This window comes from Polaribacter sp. Hel1_85 (assembly GCF_000766795.1).
Lineage (GTDB): Bacteria > Bacteroidota > Bacteroidia > Flavobacteriales > Flavobacteriaceae > Polaribacter.
The window spans coordinates 114354-139490 of record NZ_JPDS01000003.1 but is presented as its reverse complement, the minus strand read 5'-3'; the positions used below and the strand labels follow the sequence as shown (position 1 = coordinate 139490).

Genomic DNA, 25137 nt, shown 5'->3' with positions numbered 1-25137 from the left:
TTAACCGTTAATTGCTACCACTTCATTTATTTGATTTGGTAGCATTTCTTTTAGTAAGTTTTCTATTCCGTTTTTTAAAGTAGCAGTAGAAGAAGGGCATCCACTACAAGCACCTTGTAAAATAACACTTACTATTTTGTTTTCTTCGTCATAAGAGCGAAAAGCTATATTTCCTCCATCGCTAGCAACAGCAGGTTTTATATATTCATCTAAAATATCTACAATTTGTGCTTCAATTCCTTCTAATTGTACTTTAGGTACTTCAACTTTATCTTCTTTAGTAGATTTCTTTTCTGTTGGAAGTTCTTTAATTATCGCCTTACCAGAAACTAAGTACTCACGAATAAAAGTTCTTACTTCTGCAAAAACATCACTCCATTCTACCATGTCGTATTTTGTAACAGAAACATAATTATCAGAAATAAATACTTCTTTTACAAAAGGAAAATTAAAAACAGCTTGTGCTAAAGGAGAAGATTTGCTCGCTTCATCAATGTTTTTATATTCAACATTTGTTTGCGTTAGCGCTTTGTTGGTTGCAAATTTCATTACTGAAGGGTTTGGTGTAACCTCAGAATATACCTCAATTGCTTCTTTTTTTGATGTTGGGTTTTCCTCTACAACAACACCATCGTCATTTAAGTAAGCTTCAATTTGCTCTTTAACTTCTTCTTGTACATCTATCCATTCTAAAATATCAAAACGTTGTATAGCAATAAAATTTGCTGTTATAAAAATCTTCTTTACAAATGGTAAGTAGAATAACTGTTGTGCTAAAGGCGAATTCTTTGCTTCGTCTATATTGCTATATTCATAACTTCCACCATTTATTAAAACTTGATTGGTGTTAAATTTTATAATTGTATTGTTGGTAGTTTCTTGAATTGTGATCTTTACGTCTTTCATTGTCTTGAAAAAATTGAATTGCAAAATTAAGGGAAAAAAGGGAAACAGAAATGTTTTTGATATGTTAAATAAAAATTCCGCTTAAAGACAGTGTTTATCTGTTTAAGCGGAATTTAATTTTAAGCGTTTAAAAATTACAGATTTAAAGTAACTGTAGCCGTAATTGTTTTGTTGTCTAATTGTAATTCTGCTGGATTTACATTAAAGCCAGGGTAGAAGTTATATGGGCTAGTTTTATTATTATCAGTATAAGAAAAATCTAATTTAAAACTTCCAAAGTTATATCCTGCACCTAAAGAATATCCTTTTAAGTTATCAGAATCTAAAGCTAGTATATCTGGACTCTGTTCAAATTTATACCCACCTCTAACACTAAATCTATCTAATCTCCATTCTGTACCAACATTGTAAGAATGCGTGTTTCTTAATTCATTTTGATAAAACTGATTTTCATCATTAAAAACACCGTTAGATAATTTCATGTTTTGGTACCCTTTATTGATATAATCAAAACTTATTAAACCATCTTTTCCAAAAATAAACGCAGCACTTGCAGTTAATTTACTTGGTGTTTTTAAACTATAGCTGATGTATTGCCATTCATTATACTCTGTTAAATCTTGGCTTCCTTGATAAAATGTAGTTTCTCCAATATCAATATCATTATCTTGGTTAAAATTGGTGTCTTGTAAAATTTCTGAATACCAAGTTGGTGTTTGGTAGGCTAAACCAAATCTAAAATTAGGATGTGCTTTGTAAATAAATCCTGCATTTGCAGAAAAACCAGTACCTGTTGTAATGTTTTCTTGATATAAATCTACATCTAATTCATTTCCATTTACATCACTATTAAACTCTGTTAAAAGTGTTTGTTGACTAAAGTTTAAGTCATAAAAGTTTAATCCTAATCCAACATATAATTTCTTTTGATGAACAGATGAAAAGGCAATATTTAACTCAGAAATTTCACCATTATAATTATTAGAAAAACGTTGTTCATCTGCAATATTAAAATCTATGGCAGGAACACTGTTATCTAAAGGTGAATCTCTAAAAGTAGCAACACCACTATTTCCTTGTGCTAAAAAATTATTAGAAAAATCTTTTGTAATTCTATAGTTAAAACCAATTGCAAATTTATTCCATTCAGAATTGTAAGCGCTATCAAAAACTAAAACGGCACCAGCATGAGAAAGATTAAAAAATTGATTTTGTGTTGTCAATGATTTTCCATAATAATCAGCAATAATATCAGAATTTCTAGAATTAAATGTGCCAGAAAAAGAGCTGTTTTTAAATATTGCAATACCTGCAGGATTAATACTCATTGCAGAAACATCTCCTCCTAATGCTCCAAAAGCACCACTCATTGCTGTAAAACGTGCAGAACCATTTTCATCATTTTGTGAAAATAAAATACCTAAATCTTGATACCCTAAAGATTGCGAATAAGACGTAATTGTTGCTGCGAAAAAAATCGCTATTGTTATAAACTTTTTCATTTTAAATGTTTTTCTAATTTAGATTAATTTCTTCTTCTAGATGATGAAGAACTTCTTGATGACGAACTTCTGCTTGAACTAGAGCTTCTTGTTGATGAACTTCTAGAGCTGCTTCTACTTGGTGTACTTCTTGTTGATGAACTTCTAGATGAAGATGATCTTGTAGAAGAAGAACTTCTGGTTGAAGGTTTATAATTATTATTGCTTCTAGAAGAATTATTATAGCTCCTGCTTGAAGAGTTGTTAGTAGTACTTCTAGTTGAAGAGTTGTTTCTTGTTGTGCTTCTTACAGTTCCTCTTGTAGAAGTATTAGAATTTCTATTTGTGGAATTATAAGATCTTCTAGAAGTTGAAGGAGTTGAAGATCTTCTTACTACAACAACTTGTCTATGGTTTCTAATATTTGCATTAGATGCGTCTACACTTGCAATATTTCTTCTGCTTCCAGAACTGCTTCTTGTAGAAGAGCTACTTCTTGTACTTCTTGTTGGTGATGTGCTTCTTCTTGTAGTAGAGGTTCCTCTTGTTGTAGAACTTCTTCTAGGAGAAGTTGAAGTGTTACTACTTCTTCTAGAAGAAGTTGTGGGTTTTCTATTTACAGAAGAATTTGTTCTTCTGCTAGTTGTACTTCTATTTCTAGAATTTACACTACTATTTCTTCTGTAAGTATTATTGTTTGCAGTTCTTCTACTATAATTTCTATTTCTGTAATAATTATTATTGTATCTGTTGTTATAATTTCTATAAGGATTTGAATATCCGTAGTAGTAAGGTTGGTAATAAAAAGGTGTATAAAACCCTACGTTCCATGCATAGTAATTATGATATGGATGCCAGTAAGGATTGTAATTCCAACCATAACCTCGGTTTCTCCAGTTTCTGTAACCCCAATTATCATAATATCCATAACCATAAAAATCATTCCAATAAGGATTTGTATTTAAATTTATATGAACTACTACGTCATTATTTTCACCTTGTCCCCAAGGTTGATTAGGATTATAATTTAAAGTTTCATCTATTATTTCTTCATCAACATAAATGGTGTCTACAGTATTATAATCATCTACTTCTGTAAAAACATCATTATTATCTATATTTTCTAAACTATTTAATTTGTTTAAAAAATAATTGTCTTCGTAATCTTTATATTCTTCTTCATCAACAATAACTACTTTCTTTTTTTCTTTTACGGCAGTATCATCACCATAAATGCCATCATCATTAGATGCATTTTGATAAGTTCCACAAGAAACCAACAGCAAGCTTGTTGTAAGTAATAATAATAGTCGGTTTGTGTTAAGGTTTATATTTTGTAGTTTCATGATGATTATATTTAGATGAATACTTATTTTATTAATTAAATCTTGCTAAAAACTCTTTAAATTATAGTAATTTTGTATCGTTTTTGTAAAATAGATACTAATTTTTTAACAAAACTTTCACTTTAAAGGTAACAATATTTGTGCCAAACTTTTAACTATGAGCAAACATTTAACAAAAAGAGCCGACGATTATTCAAAATGGTATAATGAATTAGTAGTAAAAGCAGATTTAGCTGAAAACTCTGCAGTGAGAGGTTGTATGGTAATAAAACCATATGGTTTTGCAATCTGGGAAAAGATGCAAGCAGAGCTAGATAGAATGTTTAAAGAAACAGGACATGAGAATGCTTATTTTCCGTTATTTGTACCTAAAAGCTTGTTTGAAGCAGAAGAAAAAAATGCAGAAGGTTTTGCAAAAGAATGTGCAGTTGTTACACATTATCGTTTACAAAATGATCCTGATAATCCAGGAAAATTAAGAGTAGATCCTGAAGCTAAATTAGAAGAAGAGCTAGTTGTAAGACCAACTTCTGAAGCAATTATTTGGAATACTTATAAAGGATGGATTCAATCTTATAGAGATTTACCATTATTAATTAATCAATGGGCAAATGTTGTGCGTTGGGAAATGCGCACACGTTTATTTTTAAGAACAGCAGAGTTTTTATGGCAAGAAGGGCATACAGCACATGCTACAAAAGCAGAAGCAGTAGCAGAATCTAGACAAATGCAAGATGTTTATGCTGAGTTCGCAGAAAACTTTATGGCAATGCCCGTTGTAAAAGGAGTAAAATCTGATAGCGAAAGATTTGCAGGTGCAGAAGATACATATACTATAGAAGCTTTAATGCAAGATGGTAAAGCATTACAGGCAGGAACAAGCCATTTCTTAGGTCAAAATTTTGCAAAAGCTTTTGATGTAAAGTTTACTTCTAAAGAAGGAAAAAAAGAATATGTTTGGGCAACTTCTTGGGGAGTTTCTACTCGTTTAATTGGTGGTTTAATTATGACGCATTCTGATGATTTTGGCTTAGTGCTTCCTCCAAAGTTAGCGCCTATTCAAGTGGTTATTGTACCTGTTTATAAAGGTGAAGTACAATTGGAAGCTATTTCAGAGAAAATGAACTTATTTGTAAAACAATTGCGCAAAAAAGGAATTTCAGTAAAGTTTGATACTAGAGATACTTTTAGACCCGGAGCAAAGTTTGCAGAATATGAATTAAAAGGAGTTCCGGTTAGAGTTGCTATTGGAAACAGAGATTTAGAAAACGGAACTTTAGAAATTGCAAGAAGAGATACTTTAGAGAAACAAACTGTTGCACAAGATGATGCAGTTTTATTTATAGAGAATCTTTTAGAAGAAATTCAGGATAATTTATTTAATCGAGCAATTGGTTTTAGGAAAGAGCATACTACTGTTGTAGATGATTTTAAAGAATTTAAAAAAGTAATAAAGAATAAAGGCGGTTTTGTTTCAGCTCATTGGGATGGTACAGAAGAGACTGAAGATAGAATTAAAGAATATACAAAGGCAACTATTAGATGTATTCCAAATGATGCAAAAGAGGAGGTAGGAGTCTGTGTTTTAACGGGTAAACCTTCAACAAAAAGAGTGCTTTTTGCAAAGGCTTATTAATTTTGAAAAAAAAAGTGATTTTTTTTACAAAATTCTTGCAGAATTTAAAAAACGTTGTATATTTGCACCCGCAATTGAGACATATTTAATTGTTATGGTCCGTTCGTCTAGGGGTTAGGACGCATGGTTTTCATCCATGTAACACGGGTTCGATTCCCGTACGGACTACAAGTTTTAATATAAAAAACTAATAAATTAAGAATTATGGCAAATCATAAGTCAGCATTAAAGAGAATTAGAAGTAACGAAGCTAAAAGGTTACGTAACAAATATCAGCATAAAACTACTCGTAATGCTGTAAGAGATTTACGTTCTGCAGAAGATAAGAAAGATGCAGAAGGGAAATTAGGTAAAGTTATTTCTATGTTAGATAAGTTAGCTAAGAATAACATTATCCACAAAAACAAAGCTGCTAATTTAAAATCTAAATTAACAAAGCACGTTGCTGCAATGTAAGATTTTTATATTATCATAAAATTTAAAAGCTCTGAATGAAAATTCAGAGTTTTTTTTATTTTTAAAAGTAAAGTTTTAATTTTCTTTTTTCTGAATTTATAATATAAAGTGTTGATATATCTTTTTGGTACTGTTTTTCAATGTTAGAAAAATAAAATAGTTGTATTGGCTAAAATTGTACTTCTAATTTTAAAGAATATTATAAGGTTATTTTGAATTAACTAATTTTTGAAGAATCAACTTGTATTTAAAAGACATTATCAAAATACGAATAAAGCTATTAGTTGATTTGTAGTTAGAACTTACCAATCGTAGTTTTTATGAGCATCTAATCTTATAAAGATAAATAACAAGACTGTGAAACCCCAAAGAGAAGAGCCTCCATAGCTAAAAAAGGGAAGAGGAATTCCAACAGTAGGTAATAAGCCAATAACCATTCCTATATTAACAATAATATGAAAAAAGAGAATAGAAGCTACTCCATAACCATATATTCGTCCAAATTTGTTGTTGTGAGTTTCTGCGAGGTAGATAATGCGATATAGCATCAACATAAAAAGAATAATTACAAAACTACTTCCTAGAAAGCCCCATTCTTCACCAACAGTACTAAAAATGTAATCTGTGTGTTGTTCTGGTACAAAATCTCCTTTAGTAATGTCACCTTTTAAAAAACCTTTACCTGTCCAACTACCAGAACTAATTGTTAATTCGGATTGGTGGGAATTATAACCTATGTTTTTTTTGTCAGTTTTAAGTCCTAATAGAACTTCAAAACGATCTCTATGATGTTGTTTAAAAACTTTATTGTAGGTAAAATTTGTTACAAACATAAAAAGTGTTGAAACTAAATAAATAGTTAATACTTTGTACCAATTAAAACGAATAAACCTTTTTCCGCCTTTGTAAATGGCGTAAAAAACTCCAATAGTAATCAGAATTAATAAAGATAGTAGGATGGGAATGTATCCAAAGAAAATTGTTAAAATAAAAAGAATGATTAGTAAGGACCCAAAAATTATATAATTTAGTGTTAAGCCTTCTCTGTTTAAAACAAAAAAGAACGAAAGATAAATTAATGCAGAACCTGCATCGGGCTGTAATGTTATTAAAAGAGCAGGAGTAAAAACAATGATAAAAGCTTTTATTTGATTTTTTATTAGCTTTAAATTGTATTGTCTGTCACTTAAAAGTTTAGCAACAGCTAAAGCTGTAAAAGCTTTAACAAATTCAGAGGGCTGCAAACTCATAGCGCCAAAGTTAAACCAAGATTTAGCGCCGTTTATTTCTTTTCCAAGAGGAAATAACAAGACCAAAGCAATTAATGAAATAACATAAAAAATACTGGAAAATCGCTCGTAAAATTTTGAATTAAAAAAAAGGATAATAATTATTAACGGAACACTTAAAGCAATCCAGATAATTTGTTTTCCGTATTTAGTTGAAAAGTCTAATATTTGATTATTCTCTTCCGTTTTAGAAGCCGCATAAATATTCATCCAACCAAAACCAACAAGAGTAATGAATAGAAAAACTAAAATCCAATCGATTTGTGCAAAAATGTTATTTCGTTCCTGACGCAATTTCTTTTGGTTTTTGATTTAATTTGTCATAAATGTCCTGTAAACTTAAGTTTAACATGCTCTGTTCTCTGTATTTATTTGCTTTAGATATTTCTCCTGTCAAATATTTTTCAATAAGTAAACTTGTAATTGGAGCAGCAATTGTTGACCCATAACCGCCATTTTCAACAAAAATAGCCAAGGCAATTTTAGGGTTTTCTTTAGGAGCAAATGCAACAAGAATTGAATGATCTGGTAACTGAATTTTTTGCCCATCAATTTTTGCAAAATTTTCAGCAGTTCCTGTTTTTCCACAGATTTCTATACCTTTTACTTGACTCCATTTTCCTGTACCTGTTTTAAAAACTTCATGCATGGCTTCAATTACAGGAGAAAAATGCTTTTCGTCAATAGTGGTTTGTTTAGCAATTGTGAATTTAGGATTATCAATAGGTTTTTTGTCAACTTGTTTTAAGATATGTGGTGTATAAAAATACCCTTTATTAGCAATAGCTGCAGTAAAATTGGCCAATTGAATTGGTGTTGTTAAAACTTCTCCTTGACCAATTGCGTTAGATATTGTCGTAGAACCATTCCAAGAATATTTGTAAATATCATCGTATGTTGCTCCTTTTGGTATAAAACCTGGACTTCCTGCAGGTAAATCATACCCTAAATAATTTCCTAAGCCAAAACTTGAAATGTGTTTATGCCAATTATCTAAACCTTCGGAAGGTTTGTTGTTTTTTTCTACAATTCTCTTATAGGTATTAGCAAAATAACTGTTACAAGATTTAGCAATAGCAGTTTTTAACTTAATAGGTCTTCCAATAATTCCACAATGACAACCCATAAATTCGTTTGTCCTTTTTCCATATTTATATCCATGGTAACATTTAAAAGATGTCTGCTCATTAATAACGTTTTCTTGAAGACCTATTAAAGCATTCATCATTTTAAAAGGTGAACCTGGAGCATAGGCAGCTAATAAACCTCTATCGTATGATGGTTTGCTTATAGTGTCATTAAATAGTATGGTAGAGTTTTTAGAGCGTTTTCTTCCCACTAACATGTTAGGGTCGTAAGAAGGTGCAGTTACCAAAGCTAAGATTTCTCCAGACGAAGGTTCTATCGCTACAATTCCACCTCTTTTTCCAGACATTAATTTCTGTGCAAATACTTGTAAGTCTATGTCTAAAGTTAACGAGAGATCTTTACCGTTTTCTGGTAATGTGTCATATTTTCCATTCGAAAAGGATCCTGTAACTTTATTTAGGTTATTTCTTTGTAAGTATTTTTTTCCTTTTCTACCTCTCAAATAATTTTCATATTCTCTTTCAATACCATCTTTACCAATTAATTCACCAGCTTGATAATAGTCGTTTTCTTTTGCCAATGTTTCATTTACCTCACCAATATACCCTAAAACATTTGCAGCAGCATTTATTGGATATTGTCTAATAATTCTTTTTTGAATAAAAAAACCACTGTATTTATGCAGTTTTTCTTGTAAAAAAGCAAAATCTTCTTTTGCTAATTGTTTTAAAAAAGGTGAAGGAAGGTAAGAAGCATAATTTTTTGCTCTTTGAAATCTTTTTAAGAAACTATCTTTATCGATTTTTAAAAGATTACAAAATTCTAAAGTATCTAAAGGCTTAACTTGGTTAGGTTGCACCATAACATCATAAGAAAGCTCATTTGCAACCAAAAGTTTTCCGTTTCTATCATATACATATCCTCTTTCTGGGTAATCATATTCAATTTTTACAGCAGAATTATGAATTGGATCATAATTAGAGCCTCTTATTATTTGAAGTTGAAAAAGTCTTCCAATAAAAATTATTCCAATAATTGTAATTAGAAAATAGAGTAAAAAACTTCTTTGCATTATTCGTTTTTAGTAAAAATATAGTTTCCTGTAAAAAATAAAATCAATGTAAAAACACTAGCATATAATGTGTTTAGAAAAACCATTGATAAATTTTGAAAACTAAAATTAGCAAAAGAAAAATAAATAAGATGATGAATTATTGTTAAAGTTACCACATAGTTAAAAACTTTACCAAAAGATTCTGATTTTATGTTAAAAAAAGGATAATCAGCAGGTATTTTTCTGAAAAACACTTTCACAAAAAACAATCTAAAATAAGCAATAAATAAAGTTGAAAAAGCATGAATTCCTCCTGAGTCTGAGAAAAAATCAACTAAAAGGCCTAAAAGAAAACTAAAAAACAGAAATGAAAACCTTTTTTCTTTTAAGGGATATAGAAAAACAAATGAGATGTATAGATATGGGTTAATATATCCTAAAAAATTAATATTATTTAAGATTAGAACTTGCAAAAACAGCAAGAATAAAAAAAATAAACTTTGATTTAAGCTTTTATTCATTGTTAGTGTTTTCTAAAGATTGTATTTCTTCTTTATGTAAATTCTTAATAACATAAACAAAGCCAAGGTTGCTCATATCGTTAAAAAGTAGCACATCTACTTTGTTATCTGCAGTGTTTCCTTGGTTTATTTTCGAGATGCTTCCAATAGGAATTCCTTCTGGAAAAATAGTAGATTTACCTCCAGTTTCAATAGTATCTCCGATTTTTAATGGAGCTTGTCTTGGAATGTCGTGTAATTGAACAGTATTATAGTCTTTACTATCCCATTTTAAAGTTCCGTAATAAGAAGTATTTCCTTTAAGACGTGCATTAATTCCACTATTTTTATTTAAAATGGATTGAACTCTCGTGTAATTACTTGATGAGTTTTCTGTAATTCCAATAATTCCTTTGCTATTAATTACAGCCATTTCTTTATCTACTTTTTGGTTTTTACCTTTATTGATAGTCAGAAAATTAAAAGGTTTAGAGTAGTTGTTGTTAATGATTTTTGCGTTTGTAAAAGTATATTTTTGTTGATACTTTAAACTATCAATTACTGTCGAATCAATATCAAAACTTACAGTAATATTTTTTTCTAATATATTTTTTAAACGCGTGTTTTCTTCTGATAAAAGTTCGTTTTCAGATTTTAAATCTAAATATTCAGTTGAGTTAGAAAGAGTTGAATAAAAACCGCCAGTTATTGAATTTGCAGAGTTTACAAATTTACTTTTATGAAAATTAAGGTTATTAAAAGTGAATGTTAGCGCAATAAACTCTAACAATATGAAAAACAGAAAATATTTAAACTTCTGAAAAAAATAGATAATCTGCTGCATTGTTAGAACTTAAAAACTGCTATTTCATTAATACATTTTTGTATTTTTTTAATTCTTTTAAAGCAATTCCTGTTCCACGAACTACAGCTCTTAAAGGGTCTTCTGCAATATATACAGGTAAATCTGTTTTTCTAGAAAGACGCTTGTCTAAACCTCTTAACATAGAACCTCCTCCTGCTAAATAAATTCCTGTATTGTAAATATCTGCAGCTAATTCTGGTGGAGTTTTAGAAAGTGTTTCCATAACTGCATCTTCAATTCTTAAAATAGATTTATCTAATGCTTTTGCAATTTCTCTATAAGATACTTGAACCTGTTTAGGTTTACCACTTAGTAAATCTCTTCCTTGAACCAACATTTCATCTGGTGGAGTTTCTAAATCTTCAGTAGCAGCTCCAATCTGTATTTTAATTTTTTCAGCAGTCGTTTCTCCAACATGTAAATTGTGTTGAGTACGCATATAATACATAATATCATTTGTAAATAAATCTCCTGCAACTTTTACAGATTGATCACAAACAATACCTCCTAAAGCAATAACAGCAATCTCAGTTGTACCACCACCAATATCAATAATCATATTTCCTTTAGGCTCCATAATGTCTATCCCAACACCAATTGCCGCAGCCATAGGTTCATAAATTAAATAAATTTCTTTAGCATTCATGTGTTTAGCTGAATCACGAACCGCTCGTTTTTCTACTTCTGTAATTCCAGAAGGAATACAAATAACCATTCTTAATGCAGGTGGAAATAGCTTCTTTTTAATTGATGGAATTTGTTTTACAAATTCTTTAATCATTTGTTCCGACGCTTCAAAGTCAGCTATAACTCCGTCTTTTAAAGGACGAATAGTTTTAATATTTTCATGGGTTTTTCCTTGCATTAAATTGGCTTCTTTACCAATTGCAATGATGTCTCCAGAAATTCTGTTTCTTGCAACAATAGATGGACTATCAATAACCACTTTTCCGTTGTGAATTATTAATGTATTTGCGGTTCCTAAATCAATCGCAATATCCTCCGTCATAAAATCGAAAAAACCCATAAAATATCTTTATTGTATTATTTTTGATGTATTCTTACAAACTTACTAAAAATCTAAGTGTAAAATACATATTATTTATTAATGTTTAAAATGTCTTGTTCCTGTCATAACCATAGATAAATTATGATCATTACAGTAATCAATACTTAGTTGATCTTTAATAGATCCACCAGGTTGTATAACACTTTTTATACCAGCTTTATCTGCAATTTCTACACAATCTGGAAAAGGGAAAAAAGCATCACTTGCCATTACACAACCATTTAAATCAAAATTAAATGAATTGGCTTTTTCTATTGCCTGATTTAAAGCATCAACTCTACTTGTTTGCCCAGTTCCACCTGCTAACAATTGCTTGTTTTTTACAAGTATTATAGTGTTAGATTTGGTGTTTTTACACAATTTAGAAGCAAACAATAAATCATCTAACTCACTTTGGCTTGGTTTATTGTTTGTAACATATGTTAAATCTTCTAATCTATCTGTAATATTATCTTTATCTTGAACTAAAGAACCATTTAAACAAGTTCTTACAGTTGTTGTTGGTAAATTAGCTTCTTTTTGAATTAAGATAATTCTGTTTTTCTTACCTTTTAAAATAGATAAAGCGTCTTCTGAAAAAGAAGGAGCAATTACAACTTCGCAAAATAAAGAATGAATTTCTTCTGCAGTTTCTTTGTCTATTTCTGTATTTGCAATTAAAACTCCACCAAAAGCAGAAACTGGATCTCCTGCTAATGCATCTATATAAGCTTGTTTTATAGTTTTTCTTTGTGCAAAACCACAAGCATTATTGTGTTTTAAAATAGCAAAAGTTGGTGATTCTCCTTTAAATTCTTGAATCAAATTAACAGCAGCATCAACATCTAATAAGTTGTTGTAACTTAATTCTTTACCATGAAGTTTGTCAAACATCGCTTCCAAATCTCCAAAGAAATATCCTTTTTGATGAGGATTTTCTCCATAACGTAAAACTTTAGATTTTTGTTCACTAGCTTTATAAACTATTTCATCTTCATTAAAATAATTGAAGATTGCTGTATCATAATGTGAAGAAATATTAAATGCTTTAGCAGCAAATTTCTTTCTTTGTGATATAGTAGTTTCTCCATTATTTTCAGAAATAAGGCTTAAGAAACGATCATATTGATCCATAGAAGAAACAATAAATGTGTCTTTAAAGTTTTTAGCAGCCGCTCTAATTAAAGAAATTCCACCAATGTCAATTTTTTCTACAATATCTTGTTCAGGTGCTCCAGAAGCAACTGTTTTTTCAAACGGATATAAATCTACAATCACTAAATCTATTTGCGGAATATCAAACTCTGCTAATTCAGCAACATCACTTTCGTTGTCTTGTCTGTTTAAAATTCCTCCAAAAACTTTGGGGTGAAGTGTTTTAACTCTACCGCCAAGAATTGAAGGATAAGAAGTAACCTCATCTACAGGAACAACGTTTATCCCTAAATCTTTAATAAACTTTTCTGTCCCTCCTGTAGAATAGATGGTTACATTTAACTCATTTAATTTTTTCACAAGTGGTTCTAAACCATCTTTGTGAAATACCGAAATTAATGCGGATTTAATTGTTTTTGAAGTGCTCATTTAGTGTTGTCTTGTTAAGCGTGCAAATTTAATAAAAGCAATCTTGTGAGACAATAAAAGATAGTAACAAAACAAGCAAATAGTTAACAATTATTCCATTTGAACTCTAGATTTAAAATGTCTTACTAAAGTGGCATAATCTCGATAAACTTTTTTTTCTTGTTTTTTCTGTAAAAATGGAAGTACTTTCAGTACAATACTGTTTGGTTGTTTTTTCATAATTAGGGGGATTAAAAAAATTATTCTGCATTTTCGATAAAATCTCTAAACCAAATTGTAATTTGATTTAAAATAGAGGGTTTGCTTCTATAGAGATTTGAGTTTTTGTTACTGGATGTAACGTAGGTAGTGTCTTCTTTTTGTCTCATTACTTAGGGGATTAATGATTAATAGAATGATTAAAATGTGTTTTATACTCAACAAACGTAGTGAAAAATAAGTAATTAAACAACTTTTACGATAAAATTTTTGCTACTTTCTTGCAAATGTATTCTAAAAGTTGTTCGTCTTTTTCTGTAAAAATATTAGCAGTATGTGAATCTATATCAATTTGACCAATATTTTCATTATTTACAAAAATTGGTATTACTATTTCTGATTTCACTTTCCAACCACAAGAAATATAGTTATCTTGCTCAGAAACATCTTGTACAACAAAGTTTTGGTTGCTTACTGCAACTTGCCCACAGATACCTTTACCAAAAGGAATAATAACATGGTCAGTTTCTTCACCTGTATATTGTGCTAATTTTAATTCTTCCTTATCACCGTTTTTAAAATAGAAACCAACCCAATCATAATAAAATATTTCATTTTCTAAGTAATCACAGATAGTTTGTAGCTTTTCATCCTTAGATTTATTGGATAAAATAATTGTATCAATTTCTTGTTGTATAATATCTATATTCATTTTGTATATTCGTGATGTAAATAAGTTGCAAAATTAAATTAAAAATAATTGTGAAAAAACATAAAAACATTATCATTTTTCTTATTAAGTTTTTTATCACCTATTTTTTGTTAGTTACAATTTATGATACTTACTTACAAAAATCTCAACAAAAAGATAATGTATATAAAACTTCATCAATTACAACTGCTGTTGCTAATCAAACAGTAAAAGTACTTGATGTTTTTGGTTATAGAGTAGATGCTGTACAGAATGAAAGTGAAATGTCAGTAAAATTGATAATTGAAGGAAAATATACTGCAAGAGTTATTGAGGGTTGTAATTCTATAAGCTTAATTATTTTATTTGTTTCGTTTATTATTGCCTTTTCTGGTTCAATAAAAGCAACGTTTTTATTTTCTGTTTTTGGAAGTATTTTTATTTATGTAGTTAATGTAATAAGAATTGCTTTTCTTACAGTTCTAATTTATAAGTTTCCAAATCAAATAGGAATTTTACACGATTTACTGTTTCCAGCAATCATTTATGGTACTGTTTTTTTACTTTGGGTTGTTTGGGTTAATAAATTTTCTAATTATAAAAGATGAACAAATACATAAAAATAGTACTCGTTTTAATACTTTTTTTACTGCTTTTTATGGTTAGAGCATTTGAGTCTAAATTGTTTTATGATCCTTTGTTAGAGTATTTTAAAAATGATTATCTATATAAATATATTTATAATATTGATGTTTGGCGCTTAACTGTGAATTTGTTGTTTAGATACACGTTAAATTCTTTAATATCACTGGGTTTAATATGGGTATTGTTTGAAAGAAAAGATTATCTAAAGTTTTCTGGTTTTTTCTTAATGTTAGCATTTATGATACTTATTGTTGTCTTTGTTTTACTGATAAGAGATGATTTTGAAAGCGGTTATTTACTACCATTTTATATACGTAGATTTATAATTCATCCAATATTTTTACTGATTTTGCTACCAGCATTTTATTATCAAAAGTTGAGTAATAGATAATTTAACAAAAAGTTAGATTTTCTTATTGTAAATTTGCACAAGCAATGAAACATATTATTTCTAAAATAGCATCCTTTTCTTTAGCACTTCTGGTGTTATTTTCTACGTTTTCTTTTACCGTAGAAAAACATTATTGTGGTGAGTTTTTGATGGACGTTTCTTTTACAGGTGATGCTGATAATTGTGGAATGGAAATGGAAATAAAATCAGCAAAAAAGAAAAATTGTTGTAAAGATGAGATTCATCACATTGAAGGTCAAGATGAGTTACAACAAGTTTCTATTGATGATTTTGATATATCGAAACAACAATTTCTAGTTGCTTTTCATATTTCCTTTAATGATTTATTTGTTGAAAACGAATCAAAGAAAACATATTACAAAGACTTTTCTCCACCAGATATTCCTATAGATTATCAGGTTTTATACCAATCTTTTTTAATTTGATTTTATAATTATTGTCTCTAGAAAGTTTCTTTTTACAAAGAAGCTAAGATGTATAATTATTAAAATCAAAAACAATGAAAAAATACATATTAAGTAGTTTTTTACTACTAATTCCGTTTATAATTTTCTCTCAAACAACTTTTAAGGGAATGATTATGGACAAAAACAATCCCAAAGATAATTTGGGTGTAGAAGATGTAAGTGTACATTGGTTACATACAAATGTTAGTGCAATTACAAATAAAAAAGGGTGGTTTACAATTCCTTATAAAACTGAATATAAGAAATTAGTAGTTAGCTATTTAGGATATAAAACAGATACCATTTTAATAACAAGTTTAAAACCAATTCATCATTTTTTAACACTAAAAAGTGAACTGAATGAAGTAATTGTAAAAACTAAAAAGAAAGCCACTTATAAATCCTTTTTATCAACAGCTAATATGTTTACTGTTAATTCTGAAGAGTTATTAAAAGCAGCCTGCTGTAATTTGGCAGAAAGTTTTGAAACAAATCCATCTATAGATGTTAGTTTTTCTGATGCTTTAACAGGCACAAAACAAATACAAATGTTAGGTTTAACAAGTCCGTATTTGTTAATTTCTCAAGAAAACATCCCTTCTGTAAGAGGAGCTTCACAAGTTTTCGGACTCACATTTACTCCAGGAACTTGGGTAGAAAGTATTCAAATTACAAAAGGAGCAGGATCTGTTGTTAACGGGTATGAAAGTATTTCTGGTCAAATAAATGCAGAATTGGTAAAACCTTTTTCTGATAATAAATTCTTTTTAAATGCTTACTCTTCTTTAAATGGAAGACTAGAATTAAACACCCATTTTAATCAAAGAGTTTCAGATAAATGGCAAACTGGGATTTACATTCATGGGAATTATAGAGGAGAAAAATTCGATAAAAACAATGATAATTTTTTAGATAATCCTCTTGCAAACCAAATAAACGTAATGAATCGTTGGCAATATACAGATGCTAAAAAAGGTTGGGTTAGTTTTATAAATGTTCGTTTTTTAAATGATGAAAAACAAACAGGAGAAATCAATTTTAATCCAGAATTAGATAAAGGAACAACCAATGCTTGGGGAAGTGAAATTGATACAAAACGTTTTGAAACTTCAGCAAAATTAGGATATGTTTTTCCAGAATTGCCTTTTCAAAGTATTGGCTTTCAAATGGCATATAGTAATCATCAACAAGATTCTTATTTTGGTTTGAATGTTTATGATATTGAACATGAAAGCATTTATTCTAATTTGATATTCAATTCAATTATAGGTGATACTAGAAATAAATTTAAAACCGGAATTAGTTTTACATATGATAAATTTGATGAGTTGGTGAACATAACTAATTATGATAGAAAAGAAAATTCTTTAGGAGCTTTCTTTGAATATGGATTTGATAATTTAGATGATTTTAGTTTTACTGCAGGATTAAGAATTGATACTCATAATTTATTAGGAACTTTTGTAACGCCACGTTTTTATTTAAGATATGTTCCTTGGGAAAATAGTGTAGTAAGAGCTTCCTTTGGAAGAGGGAAGAGGAGTGCAAATATTTTTGCTGAAAATCAACAATTATTTGCAAGTTCAAGACAGATTAATGTTAAAGATGTTGGTGGTAATATCTACGGATTAAATCCAGAAATTGCATGGAATTATGGAGTTTCTTATATGCAGAAATTCAATGTTTTTGATAAAAAAGGAGATATTACGTTTGATTTTTATCAAACAGATTTTCAAAATCAAGTAATTGTAGATTGGGAAAATCCGCAAGAAATTTCTTTTTATGATTTAGATGGAAAAAGTGTTGCAAATAGTTTTCAGGTTGAATTAAGTTATACTCTAGCTGAAAATTTTAATTTAAGAACAGCTTATAAGTATTTCGATATTTCCATAGATTATAAAAGTGAAAATTTGCAAAAACCGATTCAACCTAAAAACCGATTTTTTGCAAACCTTTCTTATGAAACTGTTGCAAAAGAAAATGGTTCTCAATGGAAGTTTGATGCAACCTTTAATAGTATCGGTAAACAGCGTTTGCCAAAAACAGCTTCTAATCCTGTTCAATATCAATTGTCAGAATATTCAGATGCTTATCAAATGTTAAACTCACAAATAACAAAAGTGTTTTCTAACAAGTTTGAAGTATATATAGGGGCAGAGAATTTAACAAATGTTCAGCAAGAAAATCCTATTTTAGCAAGTGATGCTCCTTTTGGTTCAAATTTTGATAGTACCATTCTGTATTCTCCAATTTTTGGAAGAGCAATGTATGCAGGTTTACGATTTAAAATAAAATAACCCACAAAGTGGGGTTAATTAAAATGATAAAAAGTTTATAAAATGAAAAAAATAATATTCATATTCAGTTTATTCTTAATTGGATTTTCGGTTCAATCACAAGAAATAAAAAAGAAGAAAAACGCAAAAGTAACTTTTGAAGTTGATGGAATTTGTGGTATGTGTAAAAAGCGAATAGAAACAGCTGCTTTAAAAACTAAAGGTGTAAAGTTTGCCCTTTGGGATGTTAGTTCTCATCAATTAAATCTCATTATGGATGAACGTAAAACCGATGTTTTAACAGTTCAAAAAAATATTTTAAAAGTTGGTCATGATGTTGTTGGTTTAGATGCACAAAAAATAGCAGCAACAGAAGAAGCTTATAATTCTGTACATCCTTGTTGTAAATATAGAGATGAAGAAATAGTACTAGATCATGAAGGTGGATTGAAAAAACAGAAAAAACAATAATAATAAAAATGAAAATGCTTGTATTAGATGTGGTATTTTCGGTAAATTTATTATTTACTGAATGTAAATAAATTACACCTCTGTGTATGAGTATTTCAAGATTATGTATTATACTGATATAGGTTGACCTTTTTTTAGTTTAATTTATACCGTTCAAACAATTTTTTTTAGCCGTTTAGAAGGCAAAAAATAGTTTGAACTAGTTCTGTTGTTAAATCTTAAGTTCAGGTAAATTTACATTATTTTTTCGATAGGATTTGTATTTGATGTTAGGATTTAGATGGACTTCAGCAGGTTTTCTGAGATCTATGCTAAAATGAGTTCTCAAATTGTTATAAATATAGACGGCTTGATCTGTCATTTTTTGTGCTAATTCAGTGTTTTTAATGTTTTGTTTTAAACCATATTCATATTTCAAAGTTCTATTAATTCGTTCAGCTACAGCGTTTTCATAGGGATCGTATTGTTCAGTCATACTTATTATAATTCCATTTTCTTCAGCAAATGCTGTGTATTTAGGGTTACAGTATTGAAAACCTCTATCCGAATGATGAATAATTTTTTGATTGTGATACTTTCTGTTTTTAATAGCCATAGCAAGCGCATCACTGCAAAGCGATGTTCTCATATGGTTATCTATTTTATACCCCATAATTTGCTTAGAATAGGCATCTGTTACTAAGGCGAGGTAATTATGTCCATTCTCGGTTTTAATGTATGTAATATCGCTTACCCAAAGTTGTTCAGGTCGAGTAGGCACGTGGTCTTTAACCAGGTTTTTATATTTTTTGTACATGTGGTTTGAGTTTGTCGTTGTGATGTAATTTTTAGTTTTAGGAATCAAAAGATTATTAAGTCTGAGGAATCGATAGAATTTGTCTCTACCTATCTTAATATCAGCGTTTATAAAGTCTTTTTTAAGCTCAGCATAAAGTTTTATTCCACCAGTTTTAGAACCTACTTTTTTGCGGTATTGCTTAACTAATTTGATTAGTTTTTGATGGTCTACTTCTTGTTTTCGTTGTACTTTGAGTCTTTTGTAGAAGGCTTGTTTGCTAACCCCAAAACATCCATAAAGCCACTTTCTTTTATACGTGCCTTTTTCTTTAGCTCTATCTCTTTTGCTAATGTTTTGGGTAATGACTTTTTTGACATATCAACGCCTGTAATAAGTTCCATATCAGCGATAATGTCCTGTTGGAAGTCTTTTTGAAACTCAAGTTCTTCAATCTTTTCCTTTAGCTTTTTAATTTCATCGTTTTTACTCATACCTGTATTTTGTTGTACTAAGGTACTGTATTTTCTTAACCAATAGGTAATGGTTGTTCTAGGAACATCATATTTTTTTGAAGCTTGGTTATTGGATAGTTGTCCGTTAAGAATTTGGTCAACGACTAAAAGTTTGGTTTCTAAAGTTACTTTTTGATAGCTTTTTTTTCGCCAGTGTTCATTTTTTGTTTTCATAAGTGACTGTAATTAATTGCTTAATTTTTAGTCAACCTATTTCAGGAAAGTTCATTGTTTGGTTAATATGACAACTTAGTTGAGTATGAATGAATGATTTTTTTGTTGTTAATAATTTAAATAGTGTATAGAGTAATCTAGTGAACATGATAATATGATTATTGTAGTACGTACTTGTGAAGAATCATGTTTAAATGTGCTGAAGAGTGTGAAAAATAGCAGTATAAAATATTTTTTTCATTTATTTTTAGTTTTTATTTGTCAATAAAACAATAATAAATTATTTATATATTTAGGTAGTTCTTTAAATGATATATGTATAGAACAGCAAAAGTCAATTGGTTTTAAGAAAATAAAAGGTAAAAAAGACAATGTCGCTATTGTTAAAAAAAAGTAGTTTGTGCTTAGGTTTATAGAGTATAAACTTTTTTTAGGAAAAATAATTTTACTACGTACCTTAAGAAAAGAATTGTTTTTTTTGTTTAAAAATACTATCTTACAAAACGTTAGGCGATAGTTTAGTTTTTTAGAAAATAGAAAAAATGTGGTATTGCTTTGATATAATATTTTATTTCTTTAATAAAACAAACTATCATTAAATGAAAAATTTTTATTTTATTTTCCTTTTCATCACGAGTTTTGTCTTTTCGCAAAACCCTAGTCAGGATTTATTGGATAAGACCAATTTTTTTCACGATCTACAACAAGAAAAGTTTTTTTTACATACTAATAAAACAACTTATCTAACTGGTGAAACCATTTGGTGGAAAGCTTATATAGTAAGTGATTTAAGCGATAAACCAACCACTACAACAAATTTATATGTTAATTTTTATGATGCAAATAAAAAACTAATCTCTCATAATTTATTTTATTGTGAAAAAGGAATGGCTCATGGAGATATTGAGTTGGCAAAAAATTTAAGTTCAGGAACATATTATATACAATTAGATACCCATTGGAATAAAAATTTTATGGAAAAATATGTGCTTCCTATACAAATTATTAATCCTAAAATAAATGTGGTCACAGCTAAAAATTCTGTAGCTAAAAATGCCGATAATTTAAATCTCAATTTTTATCCAGAAAGTGGCACCTTGCTTAATAATACTGTAAATTGGGTTTATTTAAATTTGGAAAATAATGGAGTTTTTATAGCAGAACAACCGATAACTATATTAGATAATAAAACTAATAAAATAGTAGCTAAAGCAAAAACTAACAAAAATGGTCAGGCTAAATTTTCTTTGCTAAGTAAACCTATGCATAATTATACAGCTTCATTAAATTATAAAAATAATACATATACTTTCGATTTAGATCCAGCTAAAGATTCAGGTGTTATTATTCATAAAAAACACAATCAAGAAAATAATATTACACAAAATTTTGTAGTAGAGTTTACTAAAGATGTATTAAAAACATATAATGAACAATCGTTTTTTGCAACTATTCACCGTAATAATAAGTTGTTATATGTTTTACCATTTAAAATAAATAAAAAAGATACTAAATACTTGTTGGCTTTTAATAAAGAAAATTTGTTTAACGGTTTTAATACTTTAACCCTATTTAATAAAGAAAATAAACCAATCTCTGGGCGTCATTTTTATTCAGAAACTAAGTCGAAAATAAATATTATAGCTGAACATGGTGAGATTACAAAAGATTCATTAACTATTGATTTTTACTTAAAAAGCAGTTTAAAAAATACTAATTTAAGCATCTCGGTACTACCAAAAGATACTAAGTTAAATAATAATGCAATCAATATTTTAGATGCTTTTTTACTAGCTCCATATATTAATAAAAATGTAGCTGCAACGCATAAAATGTCTAATAATGATTTAGATATGTTGTTGCAAACTCAATTAAGTTCTTTTAAAAGTCATCATATAAATAATAAAAAACCAATATTCGCTCCAGAAACTGGTTTGCAAATAAATGGTACTATTAATGCTGAAATTAAAGAAAATTATAAAGTGTTACTAAGTTCAAATGAAAGTGAAATTTTAGAGGTAACAAAAATAAAACCTGATAAAAAATTTTCTTTTTCAAATTTAATATTAAAAGATAATAGTAATTATAAACTGGCTTTATTGAATGAAAAGGGTTTATTGCTCAAGTCAGGATTTTATATTTATAAACAAAATCAAAGTTATAAAGTAGATAGCTTGCTTTCATATAAAAAGGATGAATTTATTTCAGCTAAAAAAGAGAATGTAGAAACAAATATTGATTATAATTTTTTGGAATATAAAGATGCTCAAAAGTTAGATGAAGTGATAGTTACAGCACAAATAAAAAAAGAGGGAACAGTACCAGAATCATTATACCCTAACACTCCAGGTTTATTAGGGAGTGGTTTTACTAAAAAATTACGTATTAGTGAGGTTCAATCCCTAACTTTAACTGTAGTTCAATATTTAGATAGACAAGTAAATATTGATGCAAAAGAAAAATTTGGCTCGGTATACCTTAGGATTAAAAGAGGGGTTAGTACGTTTTACGGTTCAAGTATGCCTTTATTATTAATTGATGGTTTCCCTACTACAAACTTAGATTTATTATATCAAATGCGATTAAATCAAATAGCTTCGATAGCTGTAAATGCTAGTGGTGCTGGTTACGGTATGCGTGGTGGAGCAGGTGTTATTTCTATTGATTTAAAAAAAGGGAATGAAAAAAATAAGTTAAAAACAAACCATAATTATTTTACTAGTGAAACAGATTTAGGTTTTACTACTTCTAAACCATTTTTTGGAAATTATCCATTTCAATTTAGCTCTTTAATTTCTCAACAGTTTTATGAAACCTTAGATTGGATTCCTTATTTTAATATCCTGCCAAATAAAACAAATTCTCTTAAAGTTTATAAAGGAAAACATGACATTATAAAGTTATTCATAAATGGAATGAATGATAATGGCAATTTATTTTATGATATTATAGAGTTGAGTACTAAAGATAGATTGTAGATTAATTTAATTCAAATATAAAATAACGCTCCTCAATAATTTTGAGAAGCGTATTTTTATAATTTTTCCACCCAAAAATTAGATAGAGTGAGTAAAATTGCTCTTAAAACTTTTTTTTGAGCAAGTTAAATATTGTTAGTGTCAATATTTGCCACTACATCATTCCTGGCATTCCACCACCCATTGGAGGCATTCCTGCAGGAGCATCTTCTTTAATGTCAATTAAGGCACATTCAGTTGTAAGAATCATTCCAGCAACAGAAGCAGCATTTTCTAATGCAACTCTAGTAACTTTTTTAGGATCTATAATTCCAGCTTCTAACATGTCTACATATTGATCAGATTTTGCATCATAACCAAAATCTTTTTTACCTTCTAAAACTTTATTGATTACAACAGAACCTTCACCACCAGCATTTTCAACAATAGTTCTTAAAGGAGCTTCAATTGCTTTGTTTACAATTTGTACACCTGTAGTTTCATCTAAGTTATCTGTAGTAATTTTTTCTAAAACTTTTTTAGCACGTACTAAAGCAACACCACCACCAGCAACAATACCTTCTTCAACAGCAGCTCTCGTTGCGTGTAAAGCATCATCAACTCTATCTTTCTTTTCTTTCATCTCTACTTCAGAAGCAGCGCCAACATATAAAACTGCAACACCACCAGCTAATTTAGCTAAACGTTCTTGTAATTTTTCTTTGTCGTAATCTGAAGTTGTAGTTTCTATTTGAGATTTAATTTGACCAACTCTTGCTTTAATAGAATCTGCATTTCCAGAACCATTTACAATTGTTGTGTTGTCTTTATCAATAGTAATACCTTCTGCAGTACCTAATAAATCTAAAGTAGCATTTTCTAAAGAAAACCCTCTTTCTTCAGAAATTACAGTTCCTCCAGTTAAGATTGCTATGTCTTCTAACATTGCTTTTCTTCTATCTCCAAAACCTGGGGCTTTTACTGCAGCAATCTTTAATCCACCTCTTAGTTTGTTAACAACTAAAGTAGCTAATGCTTGTCCATCTACATCTTCTGCAATAATTAATAATGGTCTTCCAGATTGAGAAACTGGTTCTAATATTGGAAGTATTTCTTGTAAGTTAGAAATCTTTTTATCAAATAATAAAATATAAGGATTTTCTAAATCAGCAATCATTTTATCTGCATCAGTAACAAAATAAGGAGATAAGTAACCTCTGTCAAATTGCATACCTTCAACAACATCTACATATGTTTCCATACCTTTAGCTTCCTCTACTGTAATTACACCTTCTTTACCAACTTTGGTAAAAGCAGTGGCAATTAAATCGCCAATTGTATTATCATTATTTGCAGAAATTGCAGCAACTTGCTTTATTTTTTCTGATGAATTACCAACTTTTTTAGCTTGTTTTTCTAAATCTGTAACAATTGCTAGAACAGCTTTGTCAATTCCACGTTTTAAATCCATAGGATTTGCACCTGCAGCAACATTTTTTAACCCTTCTTTTACAATTGCTTGTGCAAGAACAGTTGCAGTTGTAGTTCCATCACCAGCTAAATCATTGGTTTTAGAAGCAACTTCTTTTACCATTTGAGCTCCCATGTTTTCTAGCTCATTTTCTAACTCAACTTCTTTTGCTACAGAAACTCCATCTTTTGTAACTGTTGGTGCGCCAAAAGATTTAGAAATAATTACGTTTCTTCCTTTTGGTCCTAATGTTACTTTTACTGCATTTGCTAAAGCATCAACTCCACGTTTTAGTCCGTCTCTTGCTTCAATATCAAATTTTATATCTTTTGCCATTTTCTTTAATTGTTTATTCGTTTAATTGTTTATTCGTTTATCTGTTACTAACCTGTAACTGAAAATTGAATACTTTTAAATAATTGCAAGAATATCAGATTCACGCATCATTAGATAATCTACGCCATCTAATTTTAAGTCTGTACCACCATATTTACCATATAAAACAGTGTCTCCAACTTTTACAGTTAAAGGTTCATCAACTTTACCATTACCAACTGCTACAACAGTTCCTTTTTGAGGCTTTTCTTTTGCATTGTCAGGAATAATTAATCCAGATGCTGTTTTTGTTTCTGCTGGAGCCGGTTCTACAAGAACTCTGTCTGCTAAAGGCTTAATGTTTAATCCCATTTTTATATTTTTTGATAATTAATTTATTGTTTACTTTCAGTAAATAGTCAGAAATTATGCCATTACAATAAAACTGACAATTTTTCTTTGATTAATATTTTTGTTAAATGTTTAGCAAAAAAAATGCCAACGTGTCATTTACGTTGGCATTTTAAGTTGTTTCTA

The 25137-nt window shown here is 29.0% G+C and carries 22 protein-coding genes, 1 tRNA gene and 1 pseudogene; 9 read left to right on the top strand and 15 right to left on the bottom strand.

What is annotated here, in order from left to right:
- The 3 genes from PHEL85_RS14325 to PHEL85_RS17440 form a co-directional block, all read right to left on the bottom strand.
- On the bottom strand, positions 1-906 hold the full coding sequence (locus PHEL85_RS14325; RefSeq protein WP_036826736.1) for a NifU family protein: 906 nt from the start codon (positions 904-906) through the stop codon (positions 1-3).
- Positions 907-1040: 134 nt separating this feature from the next.
- Complete coding sequence (locus tag PHEL85_RS14320; RefSeq protein ID WP_036826733.1) at positions 1041-2408, bottom strand: OmpP1/FadL family transporter; 1368 nt, start codon at positions 2406-2408, stop codon at positions 1041-1043.
- A gap of 23 nt (positions 2409-2431) precedes the next feature.
- Entirely contained in the window at positions 2432-3733 is a 1302-nt protein-coding gene (locus tag PHEL85_RS17440; protein WP_156109252.1) for a hypothetical protein, read from the bottom strand.
- 157 nt (positions 3734-3890) lie between these two features.
- Here PHEL85_RS17440 and proS point away from each other — a divergent pair, with 157 nt between their 5' ends.
- The 3 genes from proS to rpsT all read left to right on the top strand — a co-directional run bounded on the left by proS (position 3891) and on the right by rpsT (position 5825).
- On the top strand, positions 3891-5369 hold the full coding sequence (gene proS / locus PHEL85_RS14310) for a proline--tRNA ligase (RefSeq protein WP_036826730.1): 1479 nt from the start codon (positions 3891-3893) through the stop codon (positions 5367-5369).
- Between the two features lie 96 nt (positions 5370-5465).
- Positions 5466-5537 (top strand) — tRNA-Glu (locus PHEL85_RS14305).
- 36 nt (positions 5538-5573) lie between these two features.
- On the top strand, positions 5574-5825 hold the full coding sequence (rpsT, locus tag PHEL85_RS14300) for a 30S ribosomal protein S20 (protein WP_036826727.1): 252 nt from the start codon (positions 5574-5576) through the stop codon (positions 5823-5825).
- Between the two features lie 302 nt (positions 5826-6127).
- Here the strand turns inward: rpsT and rodA are convergent, their stop codons facing one another.
- The 8 genes from rodA to PHEL85_RS14265 form a co-directional block, all read right to left on the bottom strand.
- Positions 6128-7408 carry a rod shape-determining protein RodA gene (rodA, locus tag PHEL85_RS14295; protein WP_036826725.1) on the bottom strand — a complete coding sequence of 427 codons (1281 nt, stop codon included), beginning with the start codon at positions 7406-7408 and terminating at the stop codon, positions 6128-6130.
- Positions 7389-9275: a penicillin-binding protein 2 gene (gene mrdA, locus PHEL85_RS14290; RefSeq protein ID WP_036826723.1), complete on the bottom strand. Its 1887-nt coding sequence runs from the start codon at positions 9273-9275 to the stop codon at positions 7389-7391. Before mrdA ends, rodA begins: the two co-directional genes overlap by 20 nt.
- Positions 9275-9778 carry a rod shape-determining protein MreD gene (mreD, locus tag PHEL85_RS14285; RefSeq protein ID WP_036826720.1) on the bottom strand — a complete coding sequence of 168 codons (504 nt, stop codon included), beginning with the start codon at positions 9776-9778 and terminating at the stop codon, positions 9275-9277. Before mreD ends, mrdA begins: the two co-directional genes overlap by 1 nt.
- Positions 9771-10601, bottom strand: a complete 831-nt coding sequence (gene mreC / locus PHEL85_RS14280; protein WP_036826718.1) for a rod shape-determining protein MreC — start codon at positions 10599-10601, stop codon at positions 9771-9773. The genes mreD and mreC overlap by 8 nt, the downstream gene beginning before the upstream one ends.
- A gap of 19 nt (positions 10602-10620) precedes the next feature.
- A complete protein-coding gene (locus PHEL85_RS14275; RefSeq protein WP_036826716.1) occupies positions 10621-11649 on the bottom strand; it encodes a rod shape-determining protein in 1029 nt (342 codons plus the stop codon).
- Between the two features lie 78 nt (positions 11650-11727).
- Positions 11728-13254, bottom strand: coding sequence for a bifunctional phosphoribosylaminoimidazolecarboxamide formyltransferase/IMP cyclohydrolase (gene purH, locus PHEL85_RS14270; RefSeq protein WP_036826712.1), 1527 nt, complete (start codon positions 13252-13254; stop codon positions 11728-11730).
- 90 nt (positions 13255-13344) lie between these two features.
- Complete coding sequence (locus PHEL85_RS18220) at positions 13345-13473, bottom strand: hypothetical protein (RefSeq protein WP_262501565.1); 129 nt, start codon at positions 13471-13473, stop codon at positions 13345-13347.
- Between the two features lie 235 nt (positions 13474-13708).
- A complete protein-coding gene (locus tag PHEL85_RS14265) occupies positions 13709-14164 on the bottom strand; it encodes a GAF domain-containing protein (RefSeq protein ID WP_036826710.1) in 456 nt (151 codons plus the stop codon).
- A 50-nt stretch (positions 14165-14214) separates the two neighbouring features.
- On the opposite strand from PHEL85_RS14265, the gene xrtF reads away from it, so the two are divergent.
- The 5 genes from xrtF to PHEL85_RS14240 all read left to right on the top strand — a co-directional run bounded on the left by xrtF (position 14215) and on the right by PHEL85_RS14240 (position 18393).
- Positions 14215-14751, top strand: coding sequence for an exosortase family protein XrtF (xrtF, locus tag PHEL85_RS14260; protein ID WP_036826707.1), 537 nt, complete (start codon positions 14215-14217; stop codon positions 14749-14751).
- The gene (locus PHEL85_RS14255; RefSeq protein ID WP_036826704.1) at positions 14748-15179 is read left to right on the top strand and encodes an exosortase F system-associated membrane protein; all 432 of its coding nucleotides are present in this window, start codon (positions 14748-14750) and stop codon (positions 15177-15179) included. The genes xrtF and PHEL85_RS14255 overlap by 4 nt, the downstream gene beginning before the upstream one ends.
- 44 nt (positions 15180-15223) lie before the next feature.
- The gene (locus PHEL85_RS14250; RefSeq protein WP_036826701.1) at positions 15224-15625 is read left to right on the top strand and encodes an HYC_CC_PP family protein; all 402 of its coding nucleotides are present in this window, start codon (positions 15224-15226) and stop codon (positions 15623-15625) included.
- A gap of 74 nt (positions 15626-15699) precedes the next feature.
- Positions 15700-17943: a TonB-dependent receptor domain-containing protein gene (locus PHEL85_RS14245; protein WP_036826700.1), complete on the top strand. Its 2244-nt coding sequence runs from the start codon at positions 15700-15702 to the stop codon at positions 17941-17943.
- Between the two features lie 42 nt (positions 17944-17985).
- Positions 17986-18393 (top strand): heavy-metal-associated domain-containing protein, encoded by a 408-nt coding sequence (locus PHEL85_RS14240; RefSeq protein ID WP_036826698.1) that lies wholly within the window; start codon positions 17986-17988, stop codon positions 18391-18393.
- A gap of 211 nt (positions 18394-18604) precedes the next feature.
- Here the strand turns inward: PHEL85_RS14240 and PHEL85_RS17800 are convergent.
- Positions 18605-19441 (bottom strand): annotated as a pseudogene (locus tag PHEL85_RS17800) (IS3 family transposase); the annotation flags it as partial.
- Complete coding sequence (locus PHEL85_RS14230; protein WP_036825498.1) at positions 19399-19857, bottom strand: helix-turn-helix domain-containing protein; 459 nt, start codon at positions 19855-19857, stop codon at positions 19399-19401. The gene PHEL85_RS14230 and the pseudogene PHEL85_RS17800, both read right to left, overlap by 43 nt.
- A gap of 599 nt (positions 19858-20456) precedes the next feature.
- Here PHEL85_RS14230 and PHEL85_RS14225 point away from each other — a divergent pair.
- Complete coding sequence (locus tag PHEL85_RS14225; RefSeq protein WP_156109250.1) at positions 20457-22835, top strand: TonB-dependent receptor; 2379 nt, start codon at positions 20457-20459, stop codon at positions 22833-22835.
- A gap of 154 nt (positions 22836-22989) precedes the next feature.
- Here the strand turns inward: PHEL85_RS14225 and groL are convergent, their stop codons facing one another.
- Both groL and groES read right to left on the bottom strand, forming a co-directional pair.
- Positions 22990-24621 carry a chaperonin GroEL gene (groL, locus tag PHEL85_RS14220; RefSeq protein ID WP_036826693.1) on the bottom strand — a complete coding sequence of 544 codons (1632 nt, stop codon included), beginning with the start codon at positions 24619-24621 and terminating at the stop codon, positions 22990-22992.
- A 75-nt stretch (positions 24622-24696) separates the two neighbouring features.
- The gene (gene groES / locus PHEL85_RS14215) at positions 24697-24972 is read right to left on the bottom strand and encodes a co-chaperone GroES (protein ID WP_036826691.1); all 276 of its coding nucleotides are present in this window, start codon (positions 24970-24972) and stop codon (positions 24697-24699) included.
- Between the last annotated feature and the right edge of the window lie 165 nt (positions 24973-25137).